The organism is Pigmentiphaga sp. H8 (assembly GCF_003854895.1).
Classification (GTDB): Bacteria; Pseudomonadota; Gammaproteobacteria; order Burkholderiales; family Burkholderiaceae_B; genus Pigmentiphaga.
Window position 1 is genome coordinate 353,679 of record NZ_CP033966.1, and the last position, 22,610, is coordinate 376,288.

Annotated in this window: 23 protein-coding genes; 13 read left to right on the top strand and 10 right to left on the bottom strand. The window is 68.4% G+C overall.

Translation table 11 applies throughout. The annotated features are described in order from the left end of the window. Positions 1-3 precede the first annotated feature (3 nt). The 5 genes from EGT29_RS01705 to ychF all read left to right on the top strand — a co-directional run bounded on the left by EGT29_RS01705 (position 4) and on the right by ychF (position 4,803). Positions 4-1,086 (top strand): porin, encoded by a 1,083-nt coding sequence (locus EGT29_RS01705; protein ID WP_161567660.1) that lies wholly within the window; start codon positions 4-6, stop codon positions 1,084-1,086. Positions 1,087-1,153: 67 nt separating this feature from the next. After that, on the top strand, positions 1,154-1,627 hold the full coding sequence (locus EGT29_RS01710) for a MarR family winged helix-turn-helix transcriptional regulator (protein WP_124687405.1): 474 nt from the start codon (positions 1,154-1,156) through the stop codon (positions 1,625-1,627). Positions 1,628-1,736: 109 nt separating this feature from the next. Then, the gene (locus EGT29_RS01715) at positions 1,737-2,630 is read left to right on the top strand and encodes an alpha/beta hydrolase (RefSeq protein WP_124687406.1); all 894 of its coding nucleotides are present in this window, start codon (positions 1,737-1,739) and stop codon (positions 2,628-2,630) included. Then, entirely contained in the window at positions 2,627-3,616 is a 990-nt protein-coding gene (locus tag EGT29_RS01720; RefSeq protein ID WP_124687407.1) for a tripartite tricarboxylate transporter substrate binding protein, read from the top strand. Before EGT29_RS01715 ends, EGT29_RS01720 begins: the two co-directional genes overlap by 4 nt. Positions 3,617-3,711: 95 nt before the next feature. Beyond that, a complete protein-coding gene (gene ychF, locus EGT29_RS01725) occupies positions 3,712-4,803 on the top strand; it encodes a redox-regulated ATPase YchF (protein ID WP_124687408.1) in 1,092 nt (363 codons plus the stop codon). A gap of 94 nt (positions 4,804-4,897) precedes the next feature. On the opposite strand, the gene EGT29_RS01730 is transcribed toward ychF, so the two are convergent. Beyond that, positions 4,898-5,521 (bottom strand): glutathione S-transferase family protein, encoded by a 624-nt coding sequence (locus EGT29_RS01730; protein ID WP_124687409.1) that lies wholly within the window; start codon positions 5,519-5,521, stop codon positions 4,898-4,900. 109 nt (positions 5,522-5,630) lie between these two features. Here EGT29_RS01730 and EGT29_RS01735 point away from each other — a divergent pair, with 109 nt between their 5' ends. Then, positions 5,631-6,539, top strand: coding sequence for a LysR substrate-binding domain-containing protein (locus EGT29_RS01735; protein WP_124687410.1), 909 nt, complete (start codon positions 5,631-5,633; stop codon positions 6,537-6,539). Here EGT29_RS01735 and EGT29_RS01740 read toward each other — a convergent pair. Then, complete coding sequence (locus tag EGT29_RS01740; RefSeq protein WP_124687411.1) at positions 6,530-6,829, bottom strand: hypothetical protein; 300 nt, start codon at positions 6,827-6,829, stop codon at positions 6,530-6,532. The genes EGT29_RS01735 and EGT29_RS01740 overlap by 10 nt on opposite strands. A gap of 108 nt (positions 6,830-6,937) precedes the next feature. Further along, positions 6,938-7,852 (bottom strand): LysR family transcriptional regulator, encoded by a 915-nt coding sequence (locus EGT29_RS01745; RefSeq protein ID WP_124687412.1) that lies wholly within the window; start codon positions 7,850-7,852, stop codon positions 6,938-6,940. Positions 7,853-8,051: 199 nt separating this feature from the next. Between EGT29_RS01745 and EGT29_RS01750 the strand changes: the two genes are divergently transcribed. Genes EGT29_RS01750 through EGT29_RS01765 form a run of 4 tightly spaced genes read left to right on the top strand, consistent with a single transcriptional unit; the run spans position 8,052 to position 12,931 of the window. After that, a complete protein-coding gene (locus tag EGT29_RS01750) occupies positions 8,052-8,597 on the top strand; it encodes a fimbrial protein (protein ID WP_124687413.1) in 546 nt (181 codons plus the stop codon). A gap of 49 nt (positions 8,598-8,646) precedes the next feature. Next, positions 8,647-9,381, top strand: coding sequence for a fimbria/pilus periplasmic chaperone (locus tag EGT29_RS01755; protein WP_124687414.1), 735 nt, complete (start codon positions 8,647-8,649; stop codon positions 9,379-9,381). Continuing rightward, positions 9,378-11,924 (top strand): fimbria/pilus outer membrane usher protein, encoded by a 2,547-nt coding sequence (locus tag EGT29_RS01760; protein ID WP_124687415.1) that lies wholly within the window; start codon positions 9,378-9,380, stop codon positions 11,922-11,924. Before EGT29_RS01755 ends, EGT29_RS01760 begins: the two co-directional genes overlap by 4 nt. After that, positions 11,921-12,931 carry a fimbrial protein gene (locus EGT29_RS01765; RefSeq protein ID WP_124687416.1) on the top strand — a complete coding sequence of 337 codons (1,011 nt, stop codon included), beginning with the start codon at positions 11,921-11,923 and terminating at the stop codon, positions 12,929-12,931. The genes EGT29_RS01760 and EGT29_RS01765 overlap by 4 nt, the downstream gene beginning before the upstream one ends. On the opposite strand, the gene EGT29_RS01770 is transcribed toward EGT29_RS01765, so the two are convergent. Together EGT29_RS01770 and EGT29_RS01775 are read right to left on the bottom strand one after the other, a co-directional pair. Next, positions 12,912-14,471 (bottom strand): MFS transporter, encoded by a 1,560-nt coding sequence (locus EGT29_RS01770; protein WP_124687417.1) that lies wholly within the window; start codon positions 14,469-14,471, stop codon positions 12,912-12,914. The genes EGT29_RS01765 and EGT29_RS01770 overlap by 20 nt on opposite strands. 7 nt (positions 14,472-14,478) lie before the next feature. After that, positions 14,479-15,219 (bottom strand): 3-oxoacyl-ACP reductase family protein, encoded by a 741-nt coding sequence (locus EGT29_RS01775; RefSeq protein WP_124687418.1) that lies wholly within the window; start codon positions 15,217-15,219, stop codon positions 14,479-14,481. A gap of 99 nt (positions 15,220-15,318) precedes the next feature. Between EGT29_RS01775 and EGT29_RS01780 the strand changes: the two genes are divergently transcribed. After that, the gene (locus EGT29_RS01780; RefSeq protein WP_124687419.1) at positions 15,319-15,912 is read left to right on the top strand and encodes a TetR/AcrR family transcriptional regulator; all 594 of its coding nucleotides are present in this window, start codon (positions 15,319-15,321) and stop codon (positions 15,910-15,912) included. A gap of 34 nt (positions 15,913-15,946) precedes the next feature. Here the strand turns inward: EGT29_RS01780 and EGT29_RS01785 are convergent, their stop codons facing one another. After that, on the bottom strand, positions 15,947-18,088 hold the full coding sequence (locus tag EGT29_RS01785) for a molybdopterin cofactor-binding domain-containing protein (protein ID WP_124687420.1): 2,142 nt from the start codon (positions 18,086-18,088) through the stop codon (positions 15,947-15,949). Then, on the bottom strand, positions 18,085-18,552 hold the full coding sequence (locus EGT29_RS01790) for a (2Fe-2S)-binding protein (RefSeq protein WP_124687421.1): 468 nt from the start codon (positions 18,550-18,552) through the stop codon (positions 18,085-18,087). The genes EGT29_RS01785 and EGT29_RS01790 overlap by 4 nt, the downstream gene beginning before the upstream one ends. A 110-nt stretch (positions 18,553-18,662) precedes the next feature. Between EGT29_RS01790 and EGT29_RS01795 the strand changes: the two genes are divergently transcribed. Beyond that, on the top strand, positions 18,663-19,595 hold the full coding sequence (locus EGT29_RS01795) for a LysR substrate-binding domain-containing protein (protein WP_124687422.1): 933 nt from the start codon (positions 18,663-18,665) through the stop codon (positions 19,593-19,595). A gap of 25 nt (positions 19,596-19,620) precedes the next feature. Here the strand turns inward: EGT29_RS01795 and EGT29_RS01800 are convergent, their stop codons facing one another. Together EGT29_RS01800 and EGT29_RS01805 are read right to left on the bottom strand one after the other, a co-directional pair. Then, the gene (locus EGT29_RS01800; RefSeq protein ID WP_124687423.1) at positions 19,621-20,088 is read right to left on the bottom strand and encodes a nucleoside deaminase; all 468 of its coding nucleotides are present in this window, start codon (positions 20,086-20,088) and stop codon (positions 19,621-19,623) included. A 38-nt stretch (positions 20,089-20,126) separates the two neighbouring features. Next, on the bottom strand, positions 20,127-20,591 hold the full coding sequence (locus tag EGT29_RS01805; RefSeq protein ID WP_124687424.1) for a nucleoside deaminase: 465 nt from the start codon (positions 20,589-20,591) through the stop codon (positions 20,127-20,129). A 124-nt stretch (positions 20,592-20,715) separates the two neighbouring features. Between EGT29_RS01805 and cynR the strand changes: the two genes are divergently transcribed. Further along, positions 20,716-21,609: a transcriptional regulator CynR gene (gene cynR / locus EGT29_RS01810; RefSeq protein WP_124687425.1), complete on the top strand. Its 894-nt coding sequence runs from the start codon at positions 20,716-20,718 to the stop codon at positions 21,607-21,609. Between the two features lie 3 nt (positions 21,610-21,612). Here the strand turns inward: cynR and EGT29_RS01815 are convergent, their stop codons facing one another. After that, positions 21,613-22,536, bottom strand: a complete 924-nt coding sequence (locus EGT29_RS01815) for a tripartite tricarboxylate transporter substrate binding protein (RefSeq protein ID WP_124687426.1) — start codon at positions 22,534-22,536, stop codon at positions 21,613-21,615. Positions 22,537-22,610: the final 74 nt, after the last annotated feature.

Here is a 22,610-nt window from a genome sequence, read left to right on the forward strand (position 1 = left end):
TCCATGAAGCATTGCAGCGCGCTGTGGCTGGCAGCGGGGCTGTGCGCCGCGCCGGCGTTCGGCCAAAGCAGCGTCGTCATCTACGGTACGGTGGATGCCGGGGTACAGGTGGTCGATGACATCGGCGGACGCAGCCGATGGTCGCTGGGGTCCGGCGCCATGCAGCCCGAGCGTTTCGGCCTGCGTGGCGTGGAGGACATGGGGAACGGGCTCAAGGCGGATTTCCGGCTTGAGACCGGCATCCTGACCAAGAGCGGGCGGCAGGTGGTGGCGGACCGGTTGTTCAACCGTGAAGCCAGCCTGGGCCTGAGCGGCGCCTTCGGGTCCTTCCGCATGGGGCGGATGCCGGACCTGATGTACGAGTTCATTCCCAAGTACCTCAGCCCGCCGGCCTTGACCGCCATCGTCGCCAAGCATCCCGGCAACTGGGACAACTACGCCAGCCAGTACCAGTTCGGCAATTCCGCGATGTACACCACGCCGGACTTCGGTGGCTTCAAGCTGGCCGCTCAGTACGGCTTCGGCGAGGTGCCGGGGGATTCGCGCCGCAACCGCAACATGAGCGTGGGGGCGACCTATACCGCCGGGCCCTGGCGCACCGCGCTGGTGGCTTCCGAGCATCGTAACCGGCCCGTCGATATCGCCGGCCGCATGGGACTCACGCAGGCGTTCGGTGTCACCCTGACTCCGGGGGTCGCCGTGACGACCGACACGGTGCGCAACGTCGCGGTCGGCACGTCGTGGCGGGGGGCCTCGACCATCGTCGGCGTGGCCTATTCCCGCACCCGCATGTCGGCGCTGGGCGGCGACGCCACCCAGCACAACGTGGACATCGGCGGCGCCTGGACCTACGCGCCGTCGCAGACGGTTCAGGCCACGTTCACGCATTCACGGTTCGAGGGCGCGCGCTGGAACCAGTTGAAGCTCGTGGGCATCTACGGGTTCTCCAAGCGCACCAGCGCCTACCTGCTCGGACAGTACCAACGGGCCGCCGGTGACGCGAAATTCGCCGCCATGCAGGACATAGGCGTGGCCTCCGGCCGTTCACAGACCATGTTGACGGCAGGCATAATCCATTCCTTCTGATCCGCTCCGGGGCCGGCGCGCAGCCGGCCCGCAGGCTTCATCGATCAACAGACGCGAGTACTCCTACATGTCGTCCGACACCCGTGCTTTTCCGTCGCAATCGACAGTCCATCTCCAGATCGCGCGGACCTACGCGGCCTGCATTTCGGCCTTCGAGCAATACACGGACATCCATATCGTCCGCTGGCGTGTGCTGTTCATGCTGTACAACCGGGGCGAGTCCACCCAGAAGGAACTGGCCGAGCATACCGGGCTGGACGGGTGGTCCATCACCCGCGCCGTCAAGCCCATGGAGGAAGAGGGCTTCATCGAGCGCGAACTGGTGCGGTCCGACAACCGGCTGACCCTGGTCAGGCTCACGGCTTCCGGCCGCGCCCTGTACAAGCGGCTCGAGAAGCGACGCGAGGCCTTCCTGCGCCATGCGCTGCACGGAATGGGGCCGGACGAGGTCGAGCTGATGGAGCGTCTCTTGGCCCAGGTCGAGTCCAATCTGGCCGATCCTGAACTGGCGGCGGTGTTCAAGCCGGACTCCACGGCCTGACAAGGCGCGGCTCATTCATGAATTCCTGATATCAATCTATAGGAACAATTCAATTCCGAAAAAGAATGCCCTTTGCTAACTTGGGCAGATCCCGTATCGGAATGCATGAATGAAAGCAGTCTTCGCAGGCTACGACCAGGAAGCGCTGGACTACCAGTACGACAACCAGCGCTACTGTCCCACCTTCCGCCAGACCCTGGACGAGGGCGCGCGCCTGAGCCTGGAGGCCGCACCCTTGCGCACCGAACACGATGTGCGATGGGGCGCGCACCAGGATGCCCGGCTGGACATCTACGCGCCGGCCGGGCCCGGCCCCCATCCCGTCGTCGTCTATGTGCATGGCGGCGCCTGGCTGGGGCAGAACAAGGAAGAAAGCGCCTTCGCTGCGTCCGCCTTCGTGCGGGACGGCTGCATGTACGTGGCGCTGGGCTTTCCCCGCGCCTCGCAGGTGCCCTTCGCCGAGATGGTCGCCGCCGTGCGCGAAGGCGTCGGCTGGATCGTGCGCAACATCGCCCGCCATGGCGGCGATCCGTCGCGTATCGTGCTGATCGGCCATTCTTCCGGCAGCCATCTGGTTACCCAGTGCCTGATCCACGACTGGACGGCGGACGGCCTGCCGGGCAACGACTTCGCGGGCGCCGTGCTGGTCAGCGGGCTGGGCCATCTGGAGCCCGTGCGCCTGTCCTATCGCAACCAGCGCCTGCACCTGACGCCGGAGCAGGTGCGGGAGTTCTCGCTGCTGGACAACGAACCCAGCGGCCGCACGCCGGTCGTGGTGGCGGTGGCCCGCGGCGATACCGACGAGTTCCGCAGGCAGAGCGGGGAAGTGGCCCGCTACTGGCGCGAACGCGGCCTGCTGGCTTCCGAGCACGTGTTCGAAGGCCGTCATCACTTCGATGTGATCCTCGACCTGTGCGACCGGTCGAGCACCCTGTATCGCGCCGTCATGCAGTTGATCGAGGGGAGCGGCGCCCGCTTTGCCCACCGGAGAACTCCGACATGAGCAGCCTTTCCGATACTCCCCGCCGCGCGCTGGCCGTAGCCCTGTCGCTGTGCGCCTTCGGCACCGCCGCGCAGGCCGCCGACAACTGGCCGTCGCGGCCGATACGCGTGGTCGTGCCTTACGCGCCGGGCAACGCCGGCGACGTGACCTTCCGTATCGTCCAGCAGGAGCTGGAGGCCCGCCTGGGCGCCAACTTCTACATCGACAACAAGAGCGGCGCCTCGGGCAACATCGGCGCCGAGGACGTGGTCCGCGCCGCGCCCGACGGCTACACCCTGCTGCTGGGCGCGACCAACAACTTCGCCACCAACCAGTACCTGGCCAAGCTGCGCTACGACCCCATCAAGGACCTGTTGCCCATCACCGTCATCAACAACGCACCGGCCGTGGTCGTGGTCAATGCCAGCCTGCCGGCCAACAACCTGGCCGAACTGACCGCCTACGCCAAGAAAAACCCCGGCAAGCTGAACTACGGCACGCCGGGCAGCGGCACGCCGCCGCACCTGATCGGCGCCCTGTACGCACAGTCGGCCGGCATCGAACTCGTGCACGTGCCCTATCGCGGCTCGCCGCCCGCGGTGCAGGCGCTGCTGGCGGGCGACGTCCAGATCTTCTTCGCCTCGGCCGGCATCAGCACCGTGGCCGGCCACATCGCCAGCGGCAAGCTCAAGCCGCTGGCCGTGGCGGCGCCGCAGCGGCTGCCCGCGCTGCCCCAGGTCCAGACCACCGCCGAACAGGGCCTGCCCGACCTCGTGGCCGGCAACTGGTGGGGCCTGGCCGCGCCGGTGGGCACCGACCCGGCCATCGTCGGCAAGCTGGCCGACGCCGTGAAGGCCGCCGTGGCCAAGCCCGAGATCGCCCGGCAATTTGAGAAACTGGGCCTGACCGCGGTCGGCAACACCCCGGCCGAGTTCGGCGCCCAGATCCAGCGCGAGGCCGCCGTCTGGAAGGGCATCATCGAGAAGGCAGGCATCAAGGCGGAGTGAGCGCGCCAGGGGGCAGGCGCGGCCGGGCTGCAACCGGGGTGGGGGCGGTACAATGCCCCCCAGCTCCTTTCCATGACAACATAGGTTTCTCCCCCATGGCCCTCCAGTGCGGCATCGTGGGCCTGCCCAACGTCGGCAAGTCCACACTCTTCAATGCCTTGACCAAAGCCGGCATCGCCGCGGAAAACTACCCCTTCTGCACGATCGAACCCAACGTCGGCGTGGTCGAGGTTCCCGACCCGCGCCTCGATGCCCTGTCGGCCATCGTCAAGCCCGAACGCGTCGTGCCCGCCACCGTCGAATTCGTCGACATCGCGGGTCTCGTGGCCGGTGCCAGCACCGGCGAAGGCCTGGGCAACCAGTTCTTGGCCCACATCCGCGAAACCGACGCCATCGTCAATGTCGTGCGCTGTTTCGAGGACTCCAACGTCATCCATGTGGCCGGCAAGGTCGATCCCATCGCGGATATCGAGGTGATCGAGACCGAACTGGCGCTGGCCGACATGCAGACCGCCGAGAAGGCCGTCCATCGCAACAACAAGACCGCCCGGTCCGGCGACAAGGACGCCGCCAAGCTCGTGGCCGTGCTGGAGAAGTGCGTGGCGCAGCTCAACATGGCCAAGCCGATACGCGCGCTCGACCTGTCCGACGAAGAGAAGGCCCTGATCAAGCCGCTGTGCTTCATCACCGCCAAGCCCGCCATGTACGTGGGCAACGTCAAGGAAGACGGCTTCACCAATAATCCCCTGCTGGACAAGCTGGTCGAATACGCCAACAAGCAGAACGCGCCCACCGTGGCCATCTGCGCCGCCATCGAAGCCGAACTGGGCGAGATGGAGGACGAGGACCGCGCGGTGTTCCTGGCCGACATGGGCATGGAAGAGCCCGGCCTGAACCGCCTGATCCGGGCCGGCTTCAAGCTGCTGGGCCTGCAGACCTATTTCACCGCCGGCGTGAAGGAAGTGCGCGCCTGGACCGTGCCTATCGGCGCCACCGCGCCGCAGGCCGCGGGCGTGATCCACACCGACTTCGAGCGCGGCTTCATCCGCGCGCAGACCATCGCGTTCGACGACTTCATCCAGTACAAGGGCGAAGCGGGCGCGAAGGAAGCCGGCAAGATGCGGGCGGAAGGGAAGGAGTACATCGTCAAGGATGGGGATGTGATGAACTTCTTGTTCAACGTCTGACAGCTCTTGCGTCCACCCCGGCATGGGTGGGCGGCTCCTCGACATCCCCGCCCTGGCGCGTCCTCGGCGGGGATGTTTTCATTGGCGCGCGCAATCATGCCCCCGTCGCCGGCGCGGGCAGCGTGACCCCCTTGCGCACCGCTGGCCTCGCGGCCACGCGCTCATGCCACGCGGACAGATGCCGGTGCCGGCTGAAGTCGAAGTCGATGATGCGCGCGATGTGCGTCCAGCCGAAGGTCGCGATGTCGGCGACGGAGTACGTGTCGCCGGCCAGGTACGGATGCCCGGCCAGGCGGGTGTCGAGCACGGCGAAGACGTCTTCCGTCAGGCCCTGGTAGCGGGCGACGGCAGCGGGTAGGCGCTCCTGGGCGAACAGCTCGAAATGCACGCGTTGTCCGATGATGGGCCCCATGCTGGACGCATGGAATTGCAGCCACTTGATCGCCTCCCAACGCCCGGGGGTGTCGCGCGGCAGCAGCCGCCCGGTCTTTTCGGCGAGGTAGAGCAGGATGGCGGCCGACTCGAACAGCGTGACGCCGGCGCCGTCGTCGGTCAGGACGGGAATGCGGCCATGCGGATTGAGCGCCAGGAAGCCCGGCCGCCGGTGCTCGCCCTGGTCTATGCGCACGTGGTGCAGGCGGTAGGGCAGCGCCAGTTCTTCCAGGGCGATGGTGGCCTTGAAGCCGTTGGGCGAGCTGTCGGTGTAGAGATCGATCATGGAGAAGAAGGGCTAAACTGGAAAGCGAAGGGGTTCCATGATTCTCCCTAGATGAAAAACAAAAACAAAACGATTTGATCTGCTTCAAAGATTTAGAAAAACTAAACCAATGAATCCTGTGTTCCCCTTTCTTGCCTTGCGCGCCTTCGCGGAGGTCGGACGCCATGGCAGCATGAAGCGCGCCGTCGCATCGCTGGGCGTCACGTCGGGGGCCGTCAGCCAGCAGATCCGGCAGTTGGAAGAGCGGGTCGGCGTGCCGCTGTTCGTGCGCAGCCATCACGGGATGGCGCTGACCGACGCGGGTGCGAGGGTGCATCCCTTGTTGCTGGGCGCGTTCGACCAGATCGAAGAGGCCCTGCGGACGCTGGAAACCGAACGCGCCCGCAAGGCACTCACGCTCAGCGCGGTGCCTTCCTTCGCCGCGTCCTGGCTGGTGCCGCGGCTGGGTAGCTTCACCGCCCGCCATCCGGACATCGAGGTTCGCGTCGAGGCATCGACGGGGCTGGCCGATTTGCGGCGGGATGGGGTCGATATCGCCATCCGCCACGGCCTGGGCGGCTATCCGGGCCTGTTGTCGGAACGCCTGATGACGCCGGTGCTGGCGCCGGTCGGCAGTCCCGCACTGCTGGCGGCGGGCGCGGCGATCCGCGAGCCGGCCGATTGCCTGGCTTATCCGCTGTTGCAGGATGCCGATCGGGCGGACTGGGCGTTGTGGCTGGCGGCGCAAGGCGCGGCCGAGGACCCGCGCGCCGCGCGCGGGTCGGCGTTCGAGGACGACTACCTGCTGATCCGCGCGGCCCAGGCCGGGCTGGGCCTGGCGCTGGTGCCGCAGGAATACGCGCGCGACGAGATTGCCGCCGGCCGCCTCGCGCTGGCGCTGGACCGGCCTTGGCCGGCGCGATTCGCCTATTACCTGGTGATGCGGCCGGATGTCGCGCGGCGGCCTGAGGTCCAGGCGTTCGCGGACTGGGTCAGGGACCAGGCACGGCAGATGGCCGGCGCGTCAGGTCAGAGATAGACCAGTTCCACGATGTAGGCGCCGTCGATGTCCTGCGCTGGCCGCACCCTGGCGCCGGCCCGTGGCGTGGCGTCGGCCGCATGGGGCTTTGCCTGGTCACGCGCGCAGTCGACCTTGGCGTGCGGTCCATCGGGAGCGCGGTCCATGGTGGCGCGGCACTGTGCCGCCACCACGATCCGCCCGGCGAAGTCCACTTTGCCATCTTGCCCCGCAAGGGAGCTCGTTGCCAGCGCGGCCAGCATGCCGGCCAGCACGTACCGCGAGGCCTGCGGAAAGCGCTTTCGCTCCATGCCTGTCTCCTGCCGTGTGAAGAACAAGGGGGAAGGAACCACGATTGCCTTCCCATCATCCTTCATCTACGGCGGAGCCGCCAGAAGCTGAAGCCGAGACGCGAAACCTCAGGGCGAGGCCGGCCGTCCGAAGCGTACCTGGGCGATGGGCGAGGCGCTCAGCCGCTGTTGAAGCCACCGCACGGCGGGGCCGCGCGGCCGGTTCTTGCGCCACACCATGTCGATCGCGATGGGGAAGGCGGTGAACGCGTCGAATCCCAGGGCCGGCACGACCAGGTCCGCGCTTTGCGGCGAACTGGCGATGACTTCGGCCGATACGAGCGCCCAGCCGATGTTCGCCGTGACCAGTTGCAGGGCGACCCAGTGGCTGGCCACCCACCAGACGTCCGAGGCGACGCGCAGCCTGGGGCTGTCCGGGCCGCGATGCGAGGAAACGAGGATCTGGCGCGCGCGCTTGAGGTCTTCGTATTCGACCTCGGGCTGCATCGCGAAGGGATGCTCCCGGCCGCAGATCAATCTGATCGGCGCCCAGCCGATGCAGCGGAAGTCGAGTTCGGTCAGATAGCTTTCGTTGCGCCACATGACTCCCAGGTCCACCTCGCCGGCGGACACCAGGGCGCCCACGTCCTCCATCAGGGGAAAAAGAATCCTCAGCTCCACGTAGGGGAAGTGCCGGGCGAAGTCGGCCAGGATGGGAGCCAGCGCGCTCTGGGGAAAGATCTCGTCGAAGGCCAGCACCAGCTTGCCTTCGACTCCGGCCTCGTGGCTGGCGGCGATGCCGATCAGGTGCCGGCGCCGGTCCAGCGTCACGCGGGCTTCCTGCAGCAGGCGTTCGCCTATGGGCGTCAGCACGGGATTGCGGCCGGTGCGCTGGAACAGCTCGACGCCCAGATCCACCTCCAGGCTGTTGATCTGCGTGCTGATCGCGGATTGCGCCTTGCCCAGCGCACGGGCGGCGGCCGAGAACGAGCCGTGGTCGGCGGCCGAGACAAAAGCCTGGAGTTGCTCCAGGGATACGTTCATTGCTTTCGTTACTCCGATATCTGTTTTCTAGATGGAAACCAACTTGCTCATATCTTATTGATGAATAGAATTTCGCCGTCGATCAGGGGGACTAGGCAAGAGAGAGTTTTCCCTGATGCCGGCGTACGGATCGTCTTCCGTTCGTCGTATCCGCGGCAGCGCAGGCGCGCCGCTTTTCTCCATTCATTCAGAGGTCAACATGCAATACGCGAATCGGGCGATTGTCGCGGCTGTGCTGGGCGTTGCCGCCAGCTTCTCGGGCGCCGCGCAGGCCAACGACGGCACCGTCACCATCAACGGGCTGGTCACGGCCCAGACTTGCGAGGTCAGCGGCAACGGCGGCGGACCGAACTTCACGGTCACCCTGCCCACCGTGTCCACCAGCGCGCTGGCGACCGCGGGCGCGACGGCCGGCCGCACGCCGTTCAACATCGCCCTGACGAACTGCACCCCGGATTCGGGCAACGTCGGCGTGTACTTCGAGCCGGATGCGACGGTCGATGCCGTGACCGGACGTCTGACGAACACCGCCAACGACGGGGCGAAGAACGTGCAGGTGGGACTACTCAACGCCGACCATTCCGACATCCGCCTGGGCGCCCAGGAGTCGGGCCAGAACCTGCAGTACGTGCCGGTTGCCGGCGGTTCGGCCACGCTGAACTACTTCGCGCAATACGTCGCCACCGACAAGGCCACGGCCGGCGCGGTTACCGCCCGTTCGCTCTATTCCATCGTCTACCAATAATCGGCCGATAGGATCCCCAGCCGCCTTTCCGGCGGCTGGGGAAGTCTCCATGCGACGCAATCACAAATGGCTGGCCGCCCTGGCCGGCATGCTCGTCGCCGGCGCCGCCCAGGCCGCGCTGGTGCTTGGCGCCACCCGGGTGATCTATCCGGCCGGCGAACGCGAAGTCACCCTCAGGTTGGACAACCAGGGCAGCATCCCCCTGCTGGTGCAGGCATGGCTGGACGACGGCAACGCGAATGCGGTCCCCGACGAGGCCAAGGCTCCCTTCACGCTGACGCCGCCGCTGTTCAGGCTGGATCCGTCCAAGGGCCAGACGCTGCGCCTGATCCATACGGGCGAGCCCCTGCCGACCGATCGCGAGTCGCTGTTCTGGCTCAATGCGCTGGAAGTGCCGCCGGTCAATGCCGATACGGGTACCAATGCGCTGCAACTGGCTTTCCGCTCGCGGATCAAGGTGTTCTTCCGCCCCGGCGGCCTGTCCGGGGACGTCAGGGACGCGCCCGCGGGCGTCACCTGGAGTTTCGCGCGCAAGCCGGATGGACGCTATGTCGTCCGCGGCGACAACCCCACGCCTTACCACATCACGTTCAGCCGCATCGAAGCCGAGGCGGCGGGCAAGACTTACCGGCATGACGCCGGCCTGATGATCGCGCCGCTTGCCAGCGGCGAGTTCGACATCGGCACCGAGGCGCCGGGCGTGGACGCGCCGGCCGAGGTCCGGTACACCTCCATCAATGATTACGGCGCCGCTGTAACGGACACCTATCGCGGCAAGCCATGAAGGCACGCCGGTTCCGTTCGCTCGCATCCCGGGTGTTTCCCCGCGTGCTCGCCACGGCCTTGATGAGTGCCTGGCAGGCTCCCGGCAGCGCGGCCACCGAACCGGTCGAGTTCGACTCCCGCTTCCTGATGCGCAAGCCGGGCCAGCAGGTGGACGTGGGGCGTTTCGCGCGTGGCGACGGGGTCGTTCCCGGCGACTACACGGTCGACGTGTATGTGAACGGCGACTGGCTGGGCCGCCGGCTCGTGCGCTTCGATGGTCCCGGCGACCAGGCGGTGCCGTGCGTGGACGAGGAACTGCTGGACCAGATGAACCTGACCGACGCCGCGCGCACCGCGGCCAGGAACGCCGGGCAGGGCGCGTGCACGCAACTGGGAAGCCTGATCGGCGATGCCTCGCATACGTTCGATCTGTCCATCTTGCGCCTGGACCTGAGCGTGCCGCAGGCCGCGTTGCGTCGCTCGGTGCAGGGCTATGTCGATCCCCGCTCGTGGGACGGCGGCGTGACGTCGGCGACCCTGGCGTATGACCTGAACACTTATCGCACCCGGGGCGCCATCGACAGTTCCAGCACCTACCTCGGCCTGCAGGCCGGCCTGAACCTGGGCAACTGGCACCTGCGCCAGCGCTCCATGCTCAACTGGCAATCGGCGGGCGGGTACCGCTATCAGAACATCGCGACTTATCTGCAGCGCGACCTGCCGGACCTGCGCGGCCAGTTGACGCTGGGCGATGCGTTCACCGAGGGCATCATGTTCGACAGCATCGGCTTTCGGGGCGTGCGGCTGGCCAGCGACGACCGGATGCTGCCGAGTTCGCTGCGCGGCTATGCGCCCTTGATCCGGGGCATCGCCCAGTCGAACGCGCGGGTGGAAGTCAGCCAGAACGGCAACAAGCTGTACGAGACGTCGGTGGCGCCGGGCCCCTTCGAGATCAACGACCTGTACGCGACCGGTTATGGCGGCGAACTGACCGTCAGGGTCACCGAGGCGGACGGCCGCGTCCACAGCTTCGCCGTGCCGTATGCCTCGGTGGCGCAACTGCTGCGTCCCGGGGCCATGCGGTATTCGGTGGCGGTGGGCCAGGCGCGCGATGCGCTGTTCACCGGCAAGGACATGCTGGTGCAGGCCACGGTGCAGCGGGGCTTCACCAATCTGCTCACGGGCTATGCCGGCGCGGTGGCCATGCGCGACTACCAGTCCGGGCTGGCCGGCCTGGCCCTGAACACCCGCGTCGGCGCGTTCGCGCTGGACCTGACGCAGGCGCGGCTGGACAAGGCGGGCGTGGCCGGTTCGTCGGGGTCGAGCGCGCGGCTGAGCTACAGCAAGTTCGTGCCGTCGACCTTCACCAACCTGACGCTGGCGGCCTACCGGTTTTCCTCCAGCGGCTTTCGCAGCCTGCGCGATGCCTTGCAGGCGCGGGCGCCGGGCGAAGACGGCCCGCGCGATTTCCTGGCGGCGGGCCGCCGGCGCAGTGAACTGCAACTGACGCTGAACCAGCACCTGGGCGAGAAGTGGGGGGACCTGTACCTGTCCGGCTCGTCGCGCGACTACTGGGATCGCGGCGGCCGCACCACGCAGTTCCAGGCGGGCTACAACAACCGCATGCGTCTGTTCGGCACCAGCGTGGCCTATACCATCGCCGCGTCGCGGCAGCGCGACGGCGTTACCGGGCGCATGAGCAACCAGATCTATGCCAGCATGTCGCTGCCCTTGGGGCGCAGCCCGCAGGCGCCCATGCTGTCGCTGGCGTCGACCTCCGGCGGGCCGGGCGGCAGCATGCAGCAGGCCCTCCTCAATGGCTCGGCCCTGGAAGACAATTCGCTCAGCTACGGCCTGAGCGCCAGCCGCGGGCAGGGCGGGGCCATGGCCGGCGGCAATGTGCAGTACCGGGCGCGCGCCGGCACGGTATCGGCCAGCCTGAGCCGGGGTTCGTCCTACACGCAGTATGCGATGGGGCTCCGGGGCGCGGTGGTCGCGCATCCCGGCGGCGTGACGCTGGCGAACGATCTGGGCGAGACCGTGGGCATCGTCGAAGCCAAGGATGCCAAGGGAGCGCGTGTCACCAATGCGCCCGGCGTGCGCGTCGATGGACGCGGCTATGCCGTCATTCCCTACCTGACGCCCTATGCGCTGAACAGCGTGGAGCTCGATCCCAAGGGCTTGCCGCTGGACGTCGAACTGTCGGCCACCCGCGCCCGGATCGCCCCGCGCGCCAACTCGGTCGTCATGGTGCGCTTCGCCACCGTTGCCGGCCGTTCCGCGATGGTGACGGTGGCGCTGCCCGACGGCTCCCATCCGCCTTTCGGCGCCAGCGTCCGGGATGCCAGCGGAGCGGAAGTGGGCCTGGTGGGGCAGGGCGGCCGCGCGCTGGTGCGCGGCGTGGCCGACACCGGTTCGCTCGACATCCGTTGGGGCGAGCAGCCCGACGCCCGGTGCCGCCTCGACTATCGCCTGCCCGAGCGCGGCCAGTCGAGCCTTTCCTATTTCCATTTGAAGGCGGTGTGCACGATGCCCGAGGTATCCACCGCCCTGCGACCATGAAACATTCCTTCCTTCGCCGCATCCGCCATCCGCTACGCGCCGCGGCGGGACTGGCCGTGCTTGGCGCCGCGACGCTGGCCGGCACGCCCGCGCGGGGCGCCGACGGCATCGCGCAGGCTGCTCCCTTGAACGGGAGCAGCTATGTCATCACCCTGAGCCCGTCCTATACGCCGCAGGGCGACCCCCCGGTCGGTACCATCCTGCAGGATAAGGAGGGGGCGTTCGTCCAAACCATCATCCTGACCCGGGTCAGGACCTGCACGGTCCAGAAGCGAATGCGGGTGAACGGCACGCTGGTGCCGGGCATGGAGAAGACCTATCGCACCAACGTGGCCGGTATCGGGGTGCGCTTCTATACCACCCGGGGGTGGGCCGGCGGCTGGGAACTCGGTCCGGTCGACACCAACTACTACGTGCCGCCCTCCTCGCGCACGACGTGGCGGGCCGCCGCCGAACTGGTGGTGACCGGTCCCGTGGAGGGCGGCACGCTGATCACGCTCCCCAGTCTCTACGTCACGATGAGCGATTGCTACAACAACTTCCTTCCCTTCGACATCACCATCGCCCCCGGGGCGCGGATCGTGAGCGGGACCTGCCTCGTCACCACGCCGTCGGTGGCCGTGACCTTGCCGCCGGTCAACACGCGGGACTTTGCCGGCGTGGGGTCGACCCGTGGCGATACGAACCTGCGCATCGGCCTGGACTGCAAGCGGAGCGCGGATGTCTACGTCACGTTGACCGATGCCACCAATCCCGGCAACCGCGGCAACCTGCTGACGCCGGCGGCCGGCTCCACCGCCGAGGGCGTGCAGCTGCGCCTGCTGCACGACGGCGTGCCCGTCGCCTACGGCCCGGATTCCGCCGCCGCGGGCAACCCGAACCAATGGCGCCTGGGCGCCACGGGCAGCGTGGCCGAGGTGCCGCTGACGGCGCAGTACGTCGCCACCGGCACGGTCAAGCCCGGGGTCGTCAAGGGCATCGCCACGTTCACGTTGAGCTACCAGTAGCGGCGGGGCCACGGTCGGCCACGCCGGCCCGGCCGGGCCTGAGCAGCAGCCAGGCGGCCAGCGCCCCGGCCAGGGTCACCGCGGCCAGGACCCGCAGCAAGGCGCTGAAGGATTCGGCGTACACCGCCACCAGCAGTGCCCGCCCTTCACCGCCCAATTGCGTGGCCGCATGCCCCAATGCCCCCGCCGCCATATCGTTGGCCAGGGCCGGGATGGCCGCCACTGTGCCCGGCTCGTGCAGGACATGCGCCAGTCCCGACTGCGTCAGGGCCAGCAGCAGCGCCGCGGCGGCCGCCAGCGCGACCGCCTCGCCCGCGAGCCGCATGGTCGAGAAGATGCCGGTGGCCATGCCGGCGCGTTCCTTCGGCACCACGCTGACCGAGAGGTCGTCCATCAGTCCCCAGGGCAGGCCGGTACCCACGCCGATCAGCAGCATGGGCCAGACGATGGCCGTGGACTGCTGACCCAAGGGTATCGCGGCCAGCCATGCCAGGCCCGCGGCAGCCACCACCAGGCCCGCCGCGGACAGCGCGCCCGCCGGGTACCTGCGCGCCAGCATCCCCGCCAGGAACGGCACGATGGCCATGGGCAGCGACAGCGGGATCATCATCAGGCCGGCCTGGATTTCCGAATAGCCCTCGACGCCGATGAACCCGATGGGCAGGAGGATCAGCAGCACGACGAAGCACACCGCCGTGGCGAGCGGCAGCAATTGCACGCCGACGAAGCGGCGGTAGCGGAACAGCGACAGGTCCAGCATGGGCCGGACCTGCCGCCGCTCGACGGCGACGAATGCGGCCAGCAGGGCAACCGATCCGCCCAGCAGCGCGAGCACGGCCGGACTCGACCAGCCGTACTGGGGCCCGGTCACGATGCCGAAGATCAGCAGACACAGCGCGGCGGTGAAGGCCGCGGTTCCCCAGGCGTCGATGCCGCGCGCACCGGGATCGCGCGTTTCGCGCATCCGCGGCACGCCGGCGAGCAGCACCAGCAGCCCGATGCCCGTGCCCGACAGGAAGATGGCCCGCCAGCCGAAGTGTTCGATCAGCAGGCCCGACCAGAGCGGGCCGAAGGCCAGGCCGACGCCGAAGGTGGTGCCCAGCAGGCTGAAGGCCCGCGTGCGCGCCGGACCGTCGAACTCCTGGGCCAGCGAGGCCGCGCCGCCTGCCATCGCCATCGCCGCCGCGATGCCTTGCGCGCCGCGCAGCAGGTCCAGCACCAGCAGGCTGGGAGCGAAGGCGGTCACGGCCGACAGCAGGGTGAAGCCCAGCACCCCCAGACGGAAGATGCGCTTGCGGCCATACTGGTCGGCCAGCGTTCCGGCCGCCAGCACGAAGCTGCCGAACGCGAGCACGAAGGCGTTCACGACCCAGGCCAGGGCGATGGGGCTGCCGCCCAGGTCCCGCGCGATGGCCGGGGTGGCCACGGCGGGACCGGTGAAGCTGAGCGGCATCATGAGCCCCGCCAGGCAGACGGCGGCCAGGACGATGGCCTGGCCGGCGGTGTCGGAACGATGGGGAGTGGAGGCGGTCGTTTCCATGTCCGGCTCAGATGTTGTAGCCGCCGTCTATGGTCAGCGCGGTACCGGTGATGAATCGGCTCTCGGCGCTTGCCAGATAGGCGACCAGCCCCGCCACGTCCTCGCCTTCGCCGTAGTGTCCCAGCGCCATCAGCGCGCGCAGGCCGTCCGCGCGTTCGCCGTCGGCCGGATTCATGTCGGTGTCGATCGGGCCGGGCTGGACCAGGTTGGCAGTGATGCCGCGCGGGCCCAGGTCGCGCGCCATGCCCTTGGTCAGGCCGATCAGCGCCGACTTGCTCATTGCATAGAGCGTCGAGCCGGGGGCCGGCACGCGATCGGCGTTGCAACTGCCGATCGTGATGATGCGGCCGCCTTGCCCCATGCGCGCCGCCGCGGCCTGGGCGCCCGTGAAGGCCGCGCGCACGTTCACCGCCATCACGCGGTCGAATTCCTCGATGGTGAAATCCTCCAGCGCCTTCCAGTAGCCGATCCCGGCGTTGCTGACCAGGATGTCGAGCTGGCCGAATTCCTCGACCACGCGCGCCACCGCCTGCGCGGGAGCGTGGGGTTCGGCGCTGTCGCTGCGCAGGGCCACGGCGCGGCGGCCCGTCTCGCGCAGTTCGCCGGCCACCGCCTCGGCCTTGTCCGGCGAACTGGCGTAGGTGATCGCCACATCCGCGCCCTCGCGCGCCAGGCGCAACGCGATGGCCGCGCCTATGCCACGGCTCGCGCCGGTTACCAAGGCCACTTTTCCTGTCAATCGGGACATGCTGTGCTCCATTTCCGTAATGATCGTTATAAAATGATCCATGACCTCTTCACGGAGCGTCAAGGATTTTTATATCGATCGTTACAAAAAAGGTGCGATATGGCTGAACGGGGACGCCCGCGCGGCTTCGACCGCGACGCTGCCTTGCAGCGGGCAATGGAAGTTTTCTGGGAGCGTGGCTATGAAGGCACGTCGCTGTCGGATCTGACGACGGCGATGGGCATCAACGCGCCCAGCCTGTACGGGGCCTTCGGCGGCAAGGAGGCCTTGTTCCGGGAGGCCGTGGAACGCTACCGCCACACCGATGGCGGGATGACCGACGTGGCGCTGCGCGAGGGCAAGACCGCGCGGGCGGCGGTCGAAGGCATGCTGATGGCCGCCGCGACGGCGCTGACGCTGCCGGGCAAGCCCAAGGGATGCTTCATGGTGCTGGGGGCGACCAATTGCACGCCGGCCAATCAAGGCATGGCGGCTTTCCTGCGGAGCCATCGGCTGGCCTCGACCCAGCACGTGCGCGAACGCCTGGAGCAGGGCGTGGCCGATGGGGAGCTGTCGCCGGAGGTCGACCTGGACACCCTGGCCCGGTATTTCACGACGGTCGTGCAGGGGATGTCGCTGCAGGCCAGGGACGGCGTCAAGCGCGGGGAGCTGGAGCGGGTGGCCCGCGCGGCGATGGCGATCTGGCCCGCCTAGGCGGAGGCTTCCCCCGGAAGGGAAGCCTCGTTTCCTACACCAGTTCGTACCCGTGCCGCGACAGCGGCAACGACCGGATGCGTTCGCCCGTGGCGGCGAACAGCGCATTGGCCAGCGCCGGCGCCAGCGTCGGCACCGCCGATTCGCCCACGCCGCCGATGCGCTCGCCGCTGGGGGCCAGCACGGCCTCGAACGGCGGCACCTGCGACAGGTACAGCAGCGGATAGTCGTGGAAGTTCGACTGCTGCACGGCGCCGTCGCGGATGGTGATGTCGCCCGACATGGCGGCGGTCAGGCCCCAGATGCTGGCGCCTTCGAGCTGGCGTTCCACCGTGGCGGGGTTGATGACGGTGCCGCAGTCGATGGCGTTGACGATGCGGTGCAGCGTGATTTGCTTGTCCTTCACCGACAGCTCCACCATCGTGGCGCACAGCGAGCCCCAGGCCTCGGTGATCGCCAGGCCCTGGAAGCGCCCGGCGGCGGCCTTGCCCCAGCCCGCCTGCTCGCCCAGCCTGCGCAGCAGCGTGGCGTGGCGAGGACGGCTGGCCAGCATGGCGAGCCGGAATTGCAGCGGGTCGCGCTGCTGGCGCGCGGCCAGTTCGTCGATGAAGCTTTCGGCGAAGAAGGTGTTCTGCGTGTAGCCCACCCCGCGCCAGAAGCCCACCGGTATCGCCGTGTTGACCATCGCATAGCGCACGGCGAAGTGGGGCAGGTCGTAGATCAGGTCGACCGCGCCTTCGACCGACTTGGGATCGATGCCGCCCTTGACCCGGTCGGTGAAGTTGCGGATGTAGATCGACGAGCAGGACAGCCGGGCCTCCAGCGCCAGGATGTTGCCGTCCTTGCCGGGAGCCATGGTGGCGCTCAGGCGGGCCGCGGCGGCGGGGCGGTAGAAGTCGTGGCGGATGTCTTCCTCGCGCGACCAGATCAGCTTGACCGGACGGCCCACCGCCTTGGAGGCCAGCGCGGCCTGGGTGAAGACGTCGAATTCCTCGCGCCGGCCGAAGCCGCCGCCCACCAGGGTCGAGTGCACGGTGATGCGGTCGGCGGGCAGTCCCAGCGCCGGTGCCAGGCGTTCGGCGATCTCGCCGCAGACCTGGGTGGGGCCCCACAGCTCGGCCTTGCCGCCGCGCACGTCGGCGGTGGCGTTCATGGGTTCCATGGTGGCGTGTGCCAGGTACGGCACCTCGTACTCGGCGCTGTAGACGGTCTCGCCTTGCAGGTGTTGGTCGGGGTTGCCGACACGCCGCGCCTCGGCCGTCGCGTTGCGCGCCGCTTCGCGGTAGCCCTGCATCAACGCGTCGCCGTCCAGCGGCGTGCCGTCCGGCATCCGCCATTCGGGCTCGAGGGCGAGCACGCCCTGGCGCGCGGTCCAGTAGCTGTCGCCCAGTACGATCACCGCGTCATGCAGCGGGACCACGTGCTTGACGCCGCGCACCGCCAGGGCCGGCTTGGCATCGACCTTGGCCAGCTTGCCGCCGAACGCGGGGCAGGCCACGATGGTGCCGATCAGCATGCCCTCGCGCTTGACGTCCACGCCGAAGGTCGCGGCGCCGCGCGTCTTCTCGGGGATGTCGAGGCGGTCGATCGAATGGCCGATCAGTTTCCAGTCGCGCGGTTCCTTCAGGACCACGTTGGCCGGGCGGGGCAGGGCGGCCGCGCGCGCGGCCAGTTCGCCGTAGCCGAGCGTGCGGCCGCTGGGCGTGTGGCGGACCAGGCCCTGGGAGGCCAGGCATTCGGCCACGGGCACCTTCCACGTTTGCGCCGCGGCTTCGCGCAGCATCTCGCGGGCGGTGGCGCCGATGCGCCGCAGCGGCTCGAACGACCAGCGGGCCGAGGTGCTGCTGGAGGTGGCCTGCACCTTGAAGATGCGGTTGGCGTAGACCGGGTCGGTGGGGGCCAGTTCGGCCCGCACGCGGGTCCAGTCGCATTCGAGTTCCTCGGCGACCAGCATGGGCGCGGAGGTCGTCACGCCCTGGCCCAGTTCGGCCGACGGCACCATGATGGTGACTTCGCCATCGGTGGCGATGCGCAGCCAGGCGTTGACGTCGTCCGGGTCGCGCGCGGGCGCGCCGGCGGCCTGGACCACGGGGATGCGAAAGCCCAGCACCAGTCCGGCCGACACGGCGCCGGCCGCCTGCAGGAACTGGCGGCGATTGACGGCGGGCGCGTTCATGATTGGCCCCCGTTGGTGGCCGCGGCCACGCGCAGGATGGCGCGCTCGACGCGCGGATAGGTGCCGCAGCGGCACAGGTTGCTGATGCCGTCGTGGATGTCCTGGCGCGTGGGCGTGGGGTTTTCCTTCAGCAGGGCGCAGGCGGCCATGATCATGCCCGACTGGCAATATCCGCATTGGGGGACCTGCTCGGCGATCCACGCCGCCTGCACGGGATGCGTGCCGTCCTTGGACAGGCCTTCGATGGTGGTGATGTCGGCGTCCAGCACGGTGCCGACCGGCGTGACGCACGACCGCGTGGCCTTGCCGTCGACGTGCACCGTACAGGCGCCGCACAGGCCCATGCCGCAACCGAACTTGGTGCCGGTATAGCCAAGGTAGTCGCGCAGTACCCACAGCAGGGGCATGTCGCCGTCGGCGTCGACGGCGAGGGGCTCGCCGTTGACCTTGAGCTGCAATTTCATAGGATCTCCTCCCGGCCTGCAGGCCGGCTGTCCGGCGCCGAGTATCGGCGAGTCCGCGCGGCCGGGACAATCGACTTGTTTTGGCATGACCTGTGAGGCAGAATCACAGGATGGTTCGCCGCCTTCCCTCCATGCAGATCCTGCAGGCATTCACCACCACGGCCCGCTACGGCAGCATGACGCGCGCGGCGGACGCCTTGTACGTCACGCACGGGGCCATCAGCCGGCATATCCGTTCGCTGGAGGATCAGCTGGGTTGCGAGCTGTTCCAGCGCGCCGGCCGCCAGGTCGAGCTCACGCCCGCGGGGCGGCAGCTGGCCGACGGGCTGGAAAGCGCGCTGCGCGCGGTCGAGGCCTCGCTCACGGACGCGGCCGAACGCCGCAAGCGTGACCGCTCGTCACTGAACGTCAACGTCAGCCCGGAACTCGCGGGGGCCTGGCTCGTCCCGCGCCTGTCGCAGTTGCGCGCGGCCCTGCCGGAACTCGACCTTTCCATCGCCACGACCACCGACGATCCGGACTTCGAGCGGGCGGACCTGGACGTCGGCCTGCGCTATGCGGCCGCGCCCTTCACGGGCTACCAGTGCGCCAAGCTGTTGGATGACGAGATAGTCGTGGTTTGCAGTCCCGAGTTCGCGCAGCGGCATTCCGGCATGCGCATCGATGACGTCGCCCGGCTGCCGAGGCTGAGGCACGCGCGCTTTCGCTGGTCGCAATGGGGCGCCGCGGCGGGCGTGGAACTGGACGAGCCAGAGGACGGTATCGTGTTCGACAACCGGGCGCTGATGGCCGAGGCAGCGGCCAGCGGCCTCGGGCTCGCGCTGACCCGGGCGCTGCTGGTGCGCGACGCGCTGGCGGCGGGACGGCTGGTGCGTCCGCTGGCCGCGTGTTTTCCGGCCAGCGTCAATTGCTACATCGTCTGGCGCGGGGACAATCCCAAGCAGGAGCTGATACGCCGCTTCGCCCGGTGGCTGCGCAACGCGGCGCTGCCTCCTGGCGCGCCGCTCCCGTCCGAACGCGGCGTGTTTCCGGACCAGGCCTGACGGCCGGGACCGGCATGGGGGCGCTTCAAGCCCGTTCTATGGTCGCGGCGCGCCACGACTCGTACAACTGCGGCGCGGGCGAGATCGGATGGTGGACGATGCGGATGGACTGTTCGGACAGCGGCAGGGCCAGTTCGCGGTAGACGGGCGCGGACGACAACCCGTAGGGTTCGGCGTCGTCGTTCGAGTAGGCGTAGACGACCTCGCGTATGCCGGTCATGTGGATCGCGGCCAGGCACATCGGGCAGGGCTGCGCGCTGGCGTACACCACGCAGCCGTCCAGGCGCGGTGACTCCAGCGCGCGGCAGGCCGCGCGGATGGCGGACAGTTCGGCGTGGGCGGTGGGGTCGGCGCACGAGAGTATCTGGTTGACCCCGGTGCCGATGACCGAACCGTTCCTGACGATGACCGCGCCGAAGGGGCGGCCGCCGCATTCCGCGTTCTTGCGGGCGAGATCGACCGCCATGCGCAGGAAATGCTCGGGCATGTTCATGTTGCTGTCTCCCAATGAGGCCGGGTCGGCCGGTGTCTTCAAGCGTTCAGTTCCTTCCACCGCCGGTAGACTTCGATCGCATCCTGGTGTCCCTGCCGCACCATGGGCAGCCGCCGCTCGTCCATGGGCTTGGCGAATTCGGCGTAGAGCGTATCGAGTTCGAAGTACTTGCGGTCGTCCCGGTAGAACGGCGCATAGTCTTCGCGGGTGGTGATGTAGATCACCTGCCTTGGGCTGCAATAGTAGAGCGAACCCAGGCACATGGGGCACGGGCTGGCCAGAATGTAGATATCGCAATCGGACAGGTGTTCGGTGCCGAGTTTCGTGCAAGCCTGACGGATGGCCAGGATTTCGGCGTGCGCGGTGGGGTCGGACGTTTGCGCGACCAGGTTGGGGCTCTCGGCAAGGATCTCGCCGTCCCGGACGATCACGGTGGCGAAGGGTCGGCCGCCTTCCTCCACGTTCTTCATCGCGAGATTGATAGTGTGTTTCACGAAATCCATCTGGGGTTTCCTGGGGTATTTGAAGCGGGGCCGGCGCAGTGACATCAAGCTTACGTCGCGCCATTAATAAGGTAAAAGACGGATTTGTTATATTTTCGATAATCAAATCTTATAGGATTCGTCCATGCTGCTTCGCCCCATCCACTATTTCCTGGCCGTGGCCGAACATCGCAGCTTCACGCGCGCCGCGGCGGCGATGCATGTTTCGCAGCCGGCGCTGTCGCAGCAGATACGGCAACTGGAAGAGATGCTGGGGGCATCGCTGTTCGACCGGACGGGACGGGCGACGCGGCTGACGGACGCGGGCCACGTCTATTTCAAGCATGCCCGCAAGGCCTTGCAGGACCTGGAGGAAGGCCGGCGCGCGATCCACGACGTAAGCGACCTGAGCCGGGGGTCGCTGCGGCTGGCGGTCACGCCGACCTTCGCCTCGTACCTGGTCGGGCCGCTGGTCGAGCGCTTCCACGCCCGCCACCCCAAGGTTTCGCTGATCCTGCGCGAGATGCCGCAGGAGCGCATCGAGGCGCTGCTGGCGGACGACGAGTACGACGTGGGCATAGGCTTCGAGGAAGTGCGCTCGCCCGAGATCGCCTCGCAGCGGCTGCTGGTGGAAACGCTGGCGCTGGTGGTCGGCAGCCGGCACCCGCTGGCCGGGCGGCGGCGGATGGCGCTGAAGGCGCTGGATGCCGAATCGCTGGTGTTGCTGACCGCGGAGTTCGCGACGCGCGAGCAGATCGACCGCTATTGCCGCCGGCATGGCTTGCGTCCCCGGGTCCTGATGGAGGCCAACTCGCTGGGCGCCGTCATCGAGATCGTGCGGCGCACCTCGTTGTCCACCCTGCTGCCGGCCACCATCGCCAGCGGCCGGGACGGCCTCGTGTCGATCGCGCTTACGCCGTCCCTGCTGGAAAGGACCGCGGTGCTGATGCAGCGGCGCGGCGCCTACCAGACGGCGGCGGCGCGCGAATTCGTCCGGCTCGCGCTCGAACACGAGGGCGAGCGCGTCGCCCGCGGCTAGGGCCTATTCCGGCCGTATCCGCATTTTTCGCAGCACCTCGCCCCACATCCGGTGTTCGGCGGCCGCCTTGCGGCGCAGGTCGTCGACGGTGCCCGGCGTGGGCACGACGCCGTGGCGGGCCAGGGCACCGCCGACCTCGGCCTGGCCGATGGCCTCGTTCAGCAGCCCGTTGTAGCGCGCCAGCGCATCGGGCGGCGTGCCGCGCGGCGCCCACAAGGCGAACCAGGGTTCGACGTCGAATCCCGCCAGCCCCTGGTCGTGCAGCGAGGGAATGTCCGGGTACAGCGGAAAGGGCGTCCTGCTGGTGGCGCCCAGGATGCGCAGGTCGCCGCTGCGCGCGTGCTCGGCGGCGATCTGTATGGGCACGATCATGATGCGGACTTCGCCGCGCAGCAGGTCCGCCATCGCGCCGGCCGAACCCTTGTAGAACACGGGGTTCAACTGGATGCCCGCCATGGCCTGGATCATGGCCATGCACAGATGATGATGGGTGGCCAGGCCCGGCGCCGCGTATTCCATGCCGGGGTGCCGGGCGGCGTAGGCCAGGAAGTCGCGCACGTTCTCGACCGGCACGCTCCGGTGCACCACCAGCGCGTGGTTGCCGTAGCCTTCGATGCCGACCGGTTCCAGGTCGGCCAGCACGTCGAACGGCAGGTTCTTGTAGAAGTAGGGCAGCGCCAGGGTGTTCGAGACGTTGTTCAGCAGCGTCAGGCCGTCGGGGGCGGACTTGGCCGCGGCATCCATGCCGAGCATGCCCGAGGCGCCTTCGCGGTTCTCCACCAGAAAGGGGCGGCCGGCCAGCGCCGCCAGCCCGGGTGCGATGGCGCGGGCCAGCAGGTCGTTGGTGGTGCCCGCGGTTTGCGGGACCAGGATCCTGGCGGGCCGGCCGGTGCCGGCGCCTTCGGCCGTCGATGCGTGCGATGCCATGGCTTGTGCGCCTGTCGAGTCATGCCCCGTCGTCGATGCGGCATCCGCGTCGGCCGGAGGGATCGTCACGTTCA

Excerpts from the sequence above, each read along its gene's own strand:
- EGT29_RS01760 (WP_124687415.1), top strand. The coding sequence starts at position 9,378 with ATGAAGGCACGCCGGTTCCGTTCGCTCGCATCCCGGGTGTTTCCCCGC.
- ychF (WP_124687408.1), top strand. The coding sequence starts at position 3,712 with ATGGCCCTCCAGTGCGGCATCGTGGGCCTGCCCAACGTCGGCAAGTCC.
- EGT29_RS01735 (WP_124687410.1), top strand. The coding sequence starts at position 5,631 with ATGAATCCTGTGTTCCCCTTTCTTGCCTTGCGCGCCTTCGCGGAGGTC.
- EGT29_RS01715 (WP_124687406.1), top strand. The coding sequence starts at position 1,737 with ATGAAAGCAGTCTTCGCAGGCTACGACCAGGAAGCGCTGGACTACCAG.
- EGT29_RS01785 (WP_124687420.1), bottom strand. The coding sequence starts at position 18,088 with ATGAACGCGCCCGCCGTCAATCGCCGCCAGTTCCTGCAGGCGGCCGGC.
- EGT29_RS01710 (WP_124687405.1), top strand. The coding sequence starts at position 1,154 with ATGTCGTCCGACACCCGTGCTTTTCCGTCGCAATCGACAGTCCATCTC.
- EGT29_RS01765 (WP_124687416.1), top strand. The coding sequence starts at position 11,921 with ATGAAACATTCCTTCCTTCGCCGCATCCGCCATCCGCTACGCGCCGCG.
- EGT29_RS01805 (WP_124687424.1), bottom strand. The coding sequence starts at position 20,591 with ATGGATTTCGTGAAACACACTATCAATCTCGCGATGAAGAACGTGGAG.
- EGT29_RS01720 (WP_124687407.1), top strand. The coding sequence starts at position 2,627 with ATGAGCAGCCTTTCCGATACTCCCCGCCGCGCGCTGGCCGTAGCCCTG.
- EGT29_RS01705 (WP_161567660.1), top strand. The coding sequence starts at position 4 with ATGAAGCATTGCAGCGCGCTGTGGCTGGCAGCGGGGCTGTGCGCCGCG.
- EGT29_RS01740 (WP_124687411.1), bottom strand. The coding sequence starts at position 6,829 with ATGGAGCGAAAGCGCTTTCCGCAGGCCTCGCGGTACGTGCTGGCCGGC.
- EGT29_RS01745 (WP_124687412.1), bottom strand. The coding sequence starts at position 7,852 with ATGAACGTATCCCTGGAGCAACTCCAGGCTTTTGTCTCGGCCGCCGAC.
- cynR (WP_124687425.1), top strand. The coding sequence starts at position 20,716 with ATGCTGCTTCGCCCCATCCACTATTTCCTGGCCGTGGCCGAACATCGC.
- EGT29_RS01815 (WP_124687426.1), bottom strand. The coding sequence starts at position 22,536 with ATGGCATCGCACGCATCGACGGCCGAAGGCGCCGGCACCGGCCGGCCC.
- EGT29_RS01780 (WP_124687419.1), top strand. The coding sequence starts at position 15,319 with ATGGCTGAACGGGGACGCCCGCGCGGCTTCGACCGCGACGCTGCCTTG.
- EGT29_RS01800 (WP_124687423.1), bottom strand. The coding sequence starts at position 20,088 with ATGAACATGCCCGAGCATTTCCTGCGCATGGCGGTCGATCTCGCCCGC.
- EGT29_RS01755 (WP_124687414.1), top strand. The coding sequence starts at position 8,647 with ATGCGACGCAATCACAAATGGCTGGCCGCCCTGGCCGGCATGCTCGTC.
- EGT29_RS01790 (WP_124687421.1), bottom strand. The coding sequence starts at position 18,552 with ATGAAATTGCAGCTCAAGGTCAACGGCGAGCCCCTCGCCGTCGACGCC.
- EGT29_RS01770 (WP_124687417.1), bottom strand. The coding sequence starts at position 14,471 with ATGGAAACGACCGCCTCCACTCCCCATCGTTCCGACACCGCCGGCCAG.
- EGT29_RS01730 (WP_124687409.1), bottom strand. The coding sequence starts at position 5,521 with ATGATCGATCTCTACACCGACAGCTCGCCCAACGGCTTCAAGGCCACC.
- EGT29_RS01775 (WP_124687418.1), bottom strand. The coding sequence starts at position 15,219 with ATGTCCCGATTGACAGGAAAAGTGGCCTTGGTAACCGGCGCGAGCCGT.
- EGT29_RS01750 (WP_124687413.1), top strand. The coding sequence starts at position 8,052 with ATGCAATACGCGAATCGGGCGATTGTCGCGGCTGTGCTGGGCGTTGCC.
- EGT29_RS01795 (WP_124687422.1), top strand. The coding sequence starts at position 18,663 with ATGGTTCGCCGCCTTCCCTCCATGCAGATCCTGCAGGCATTCACCACC.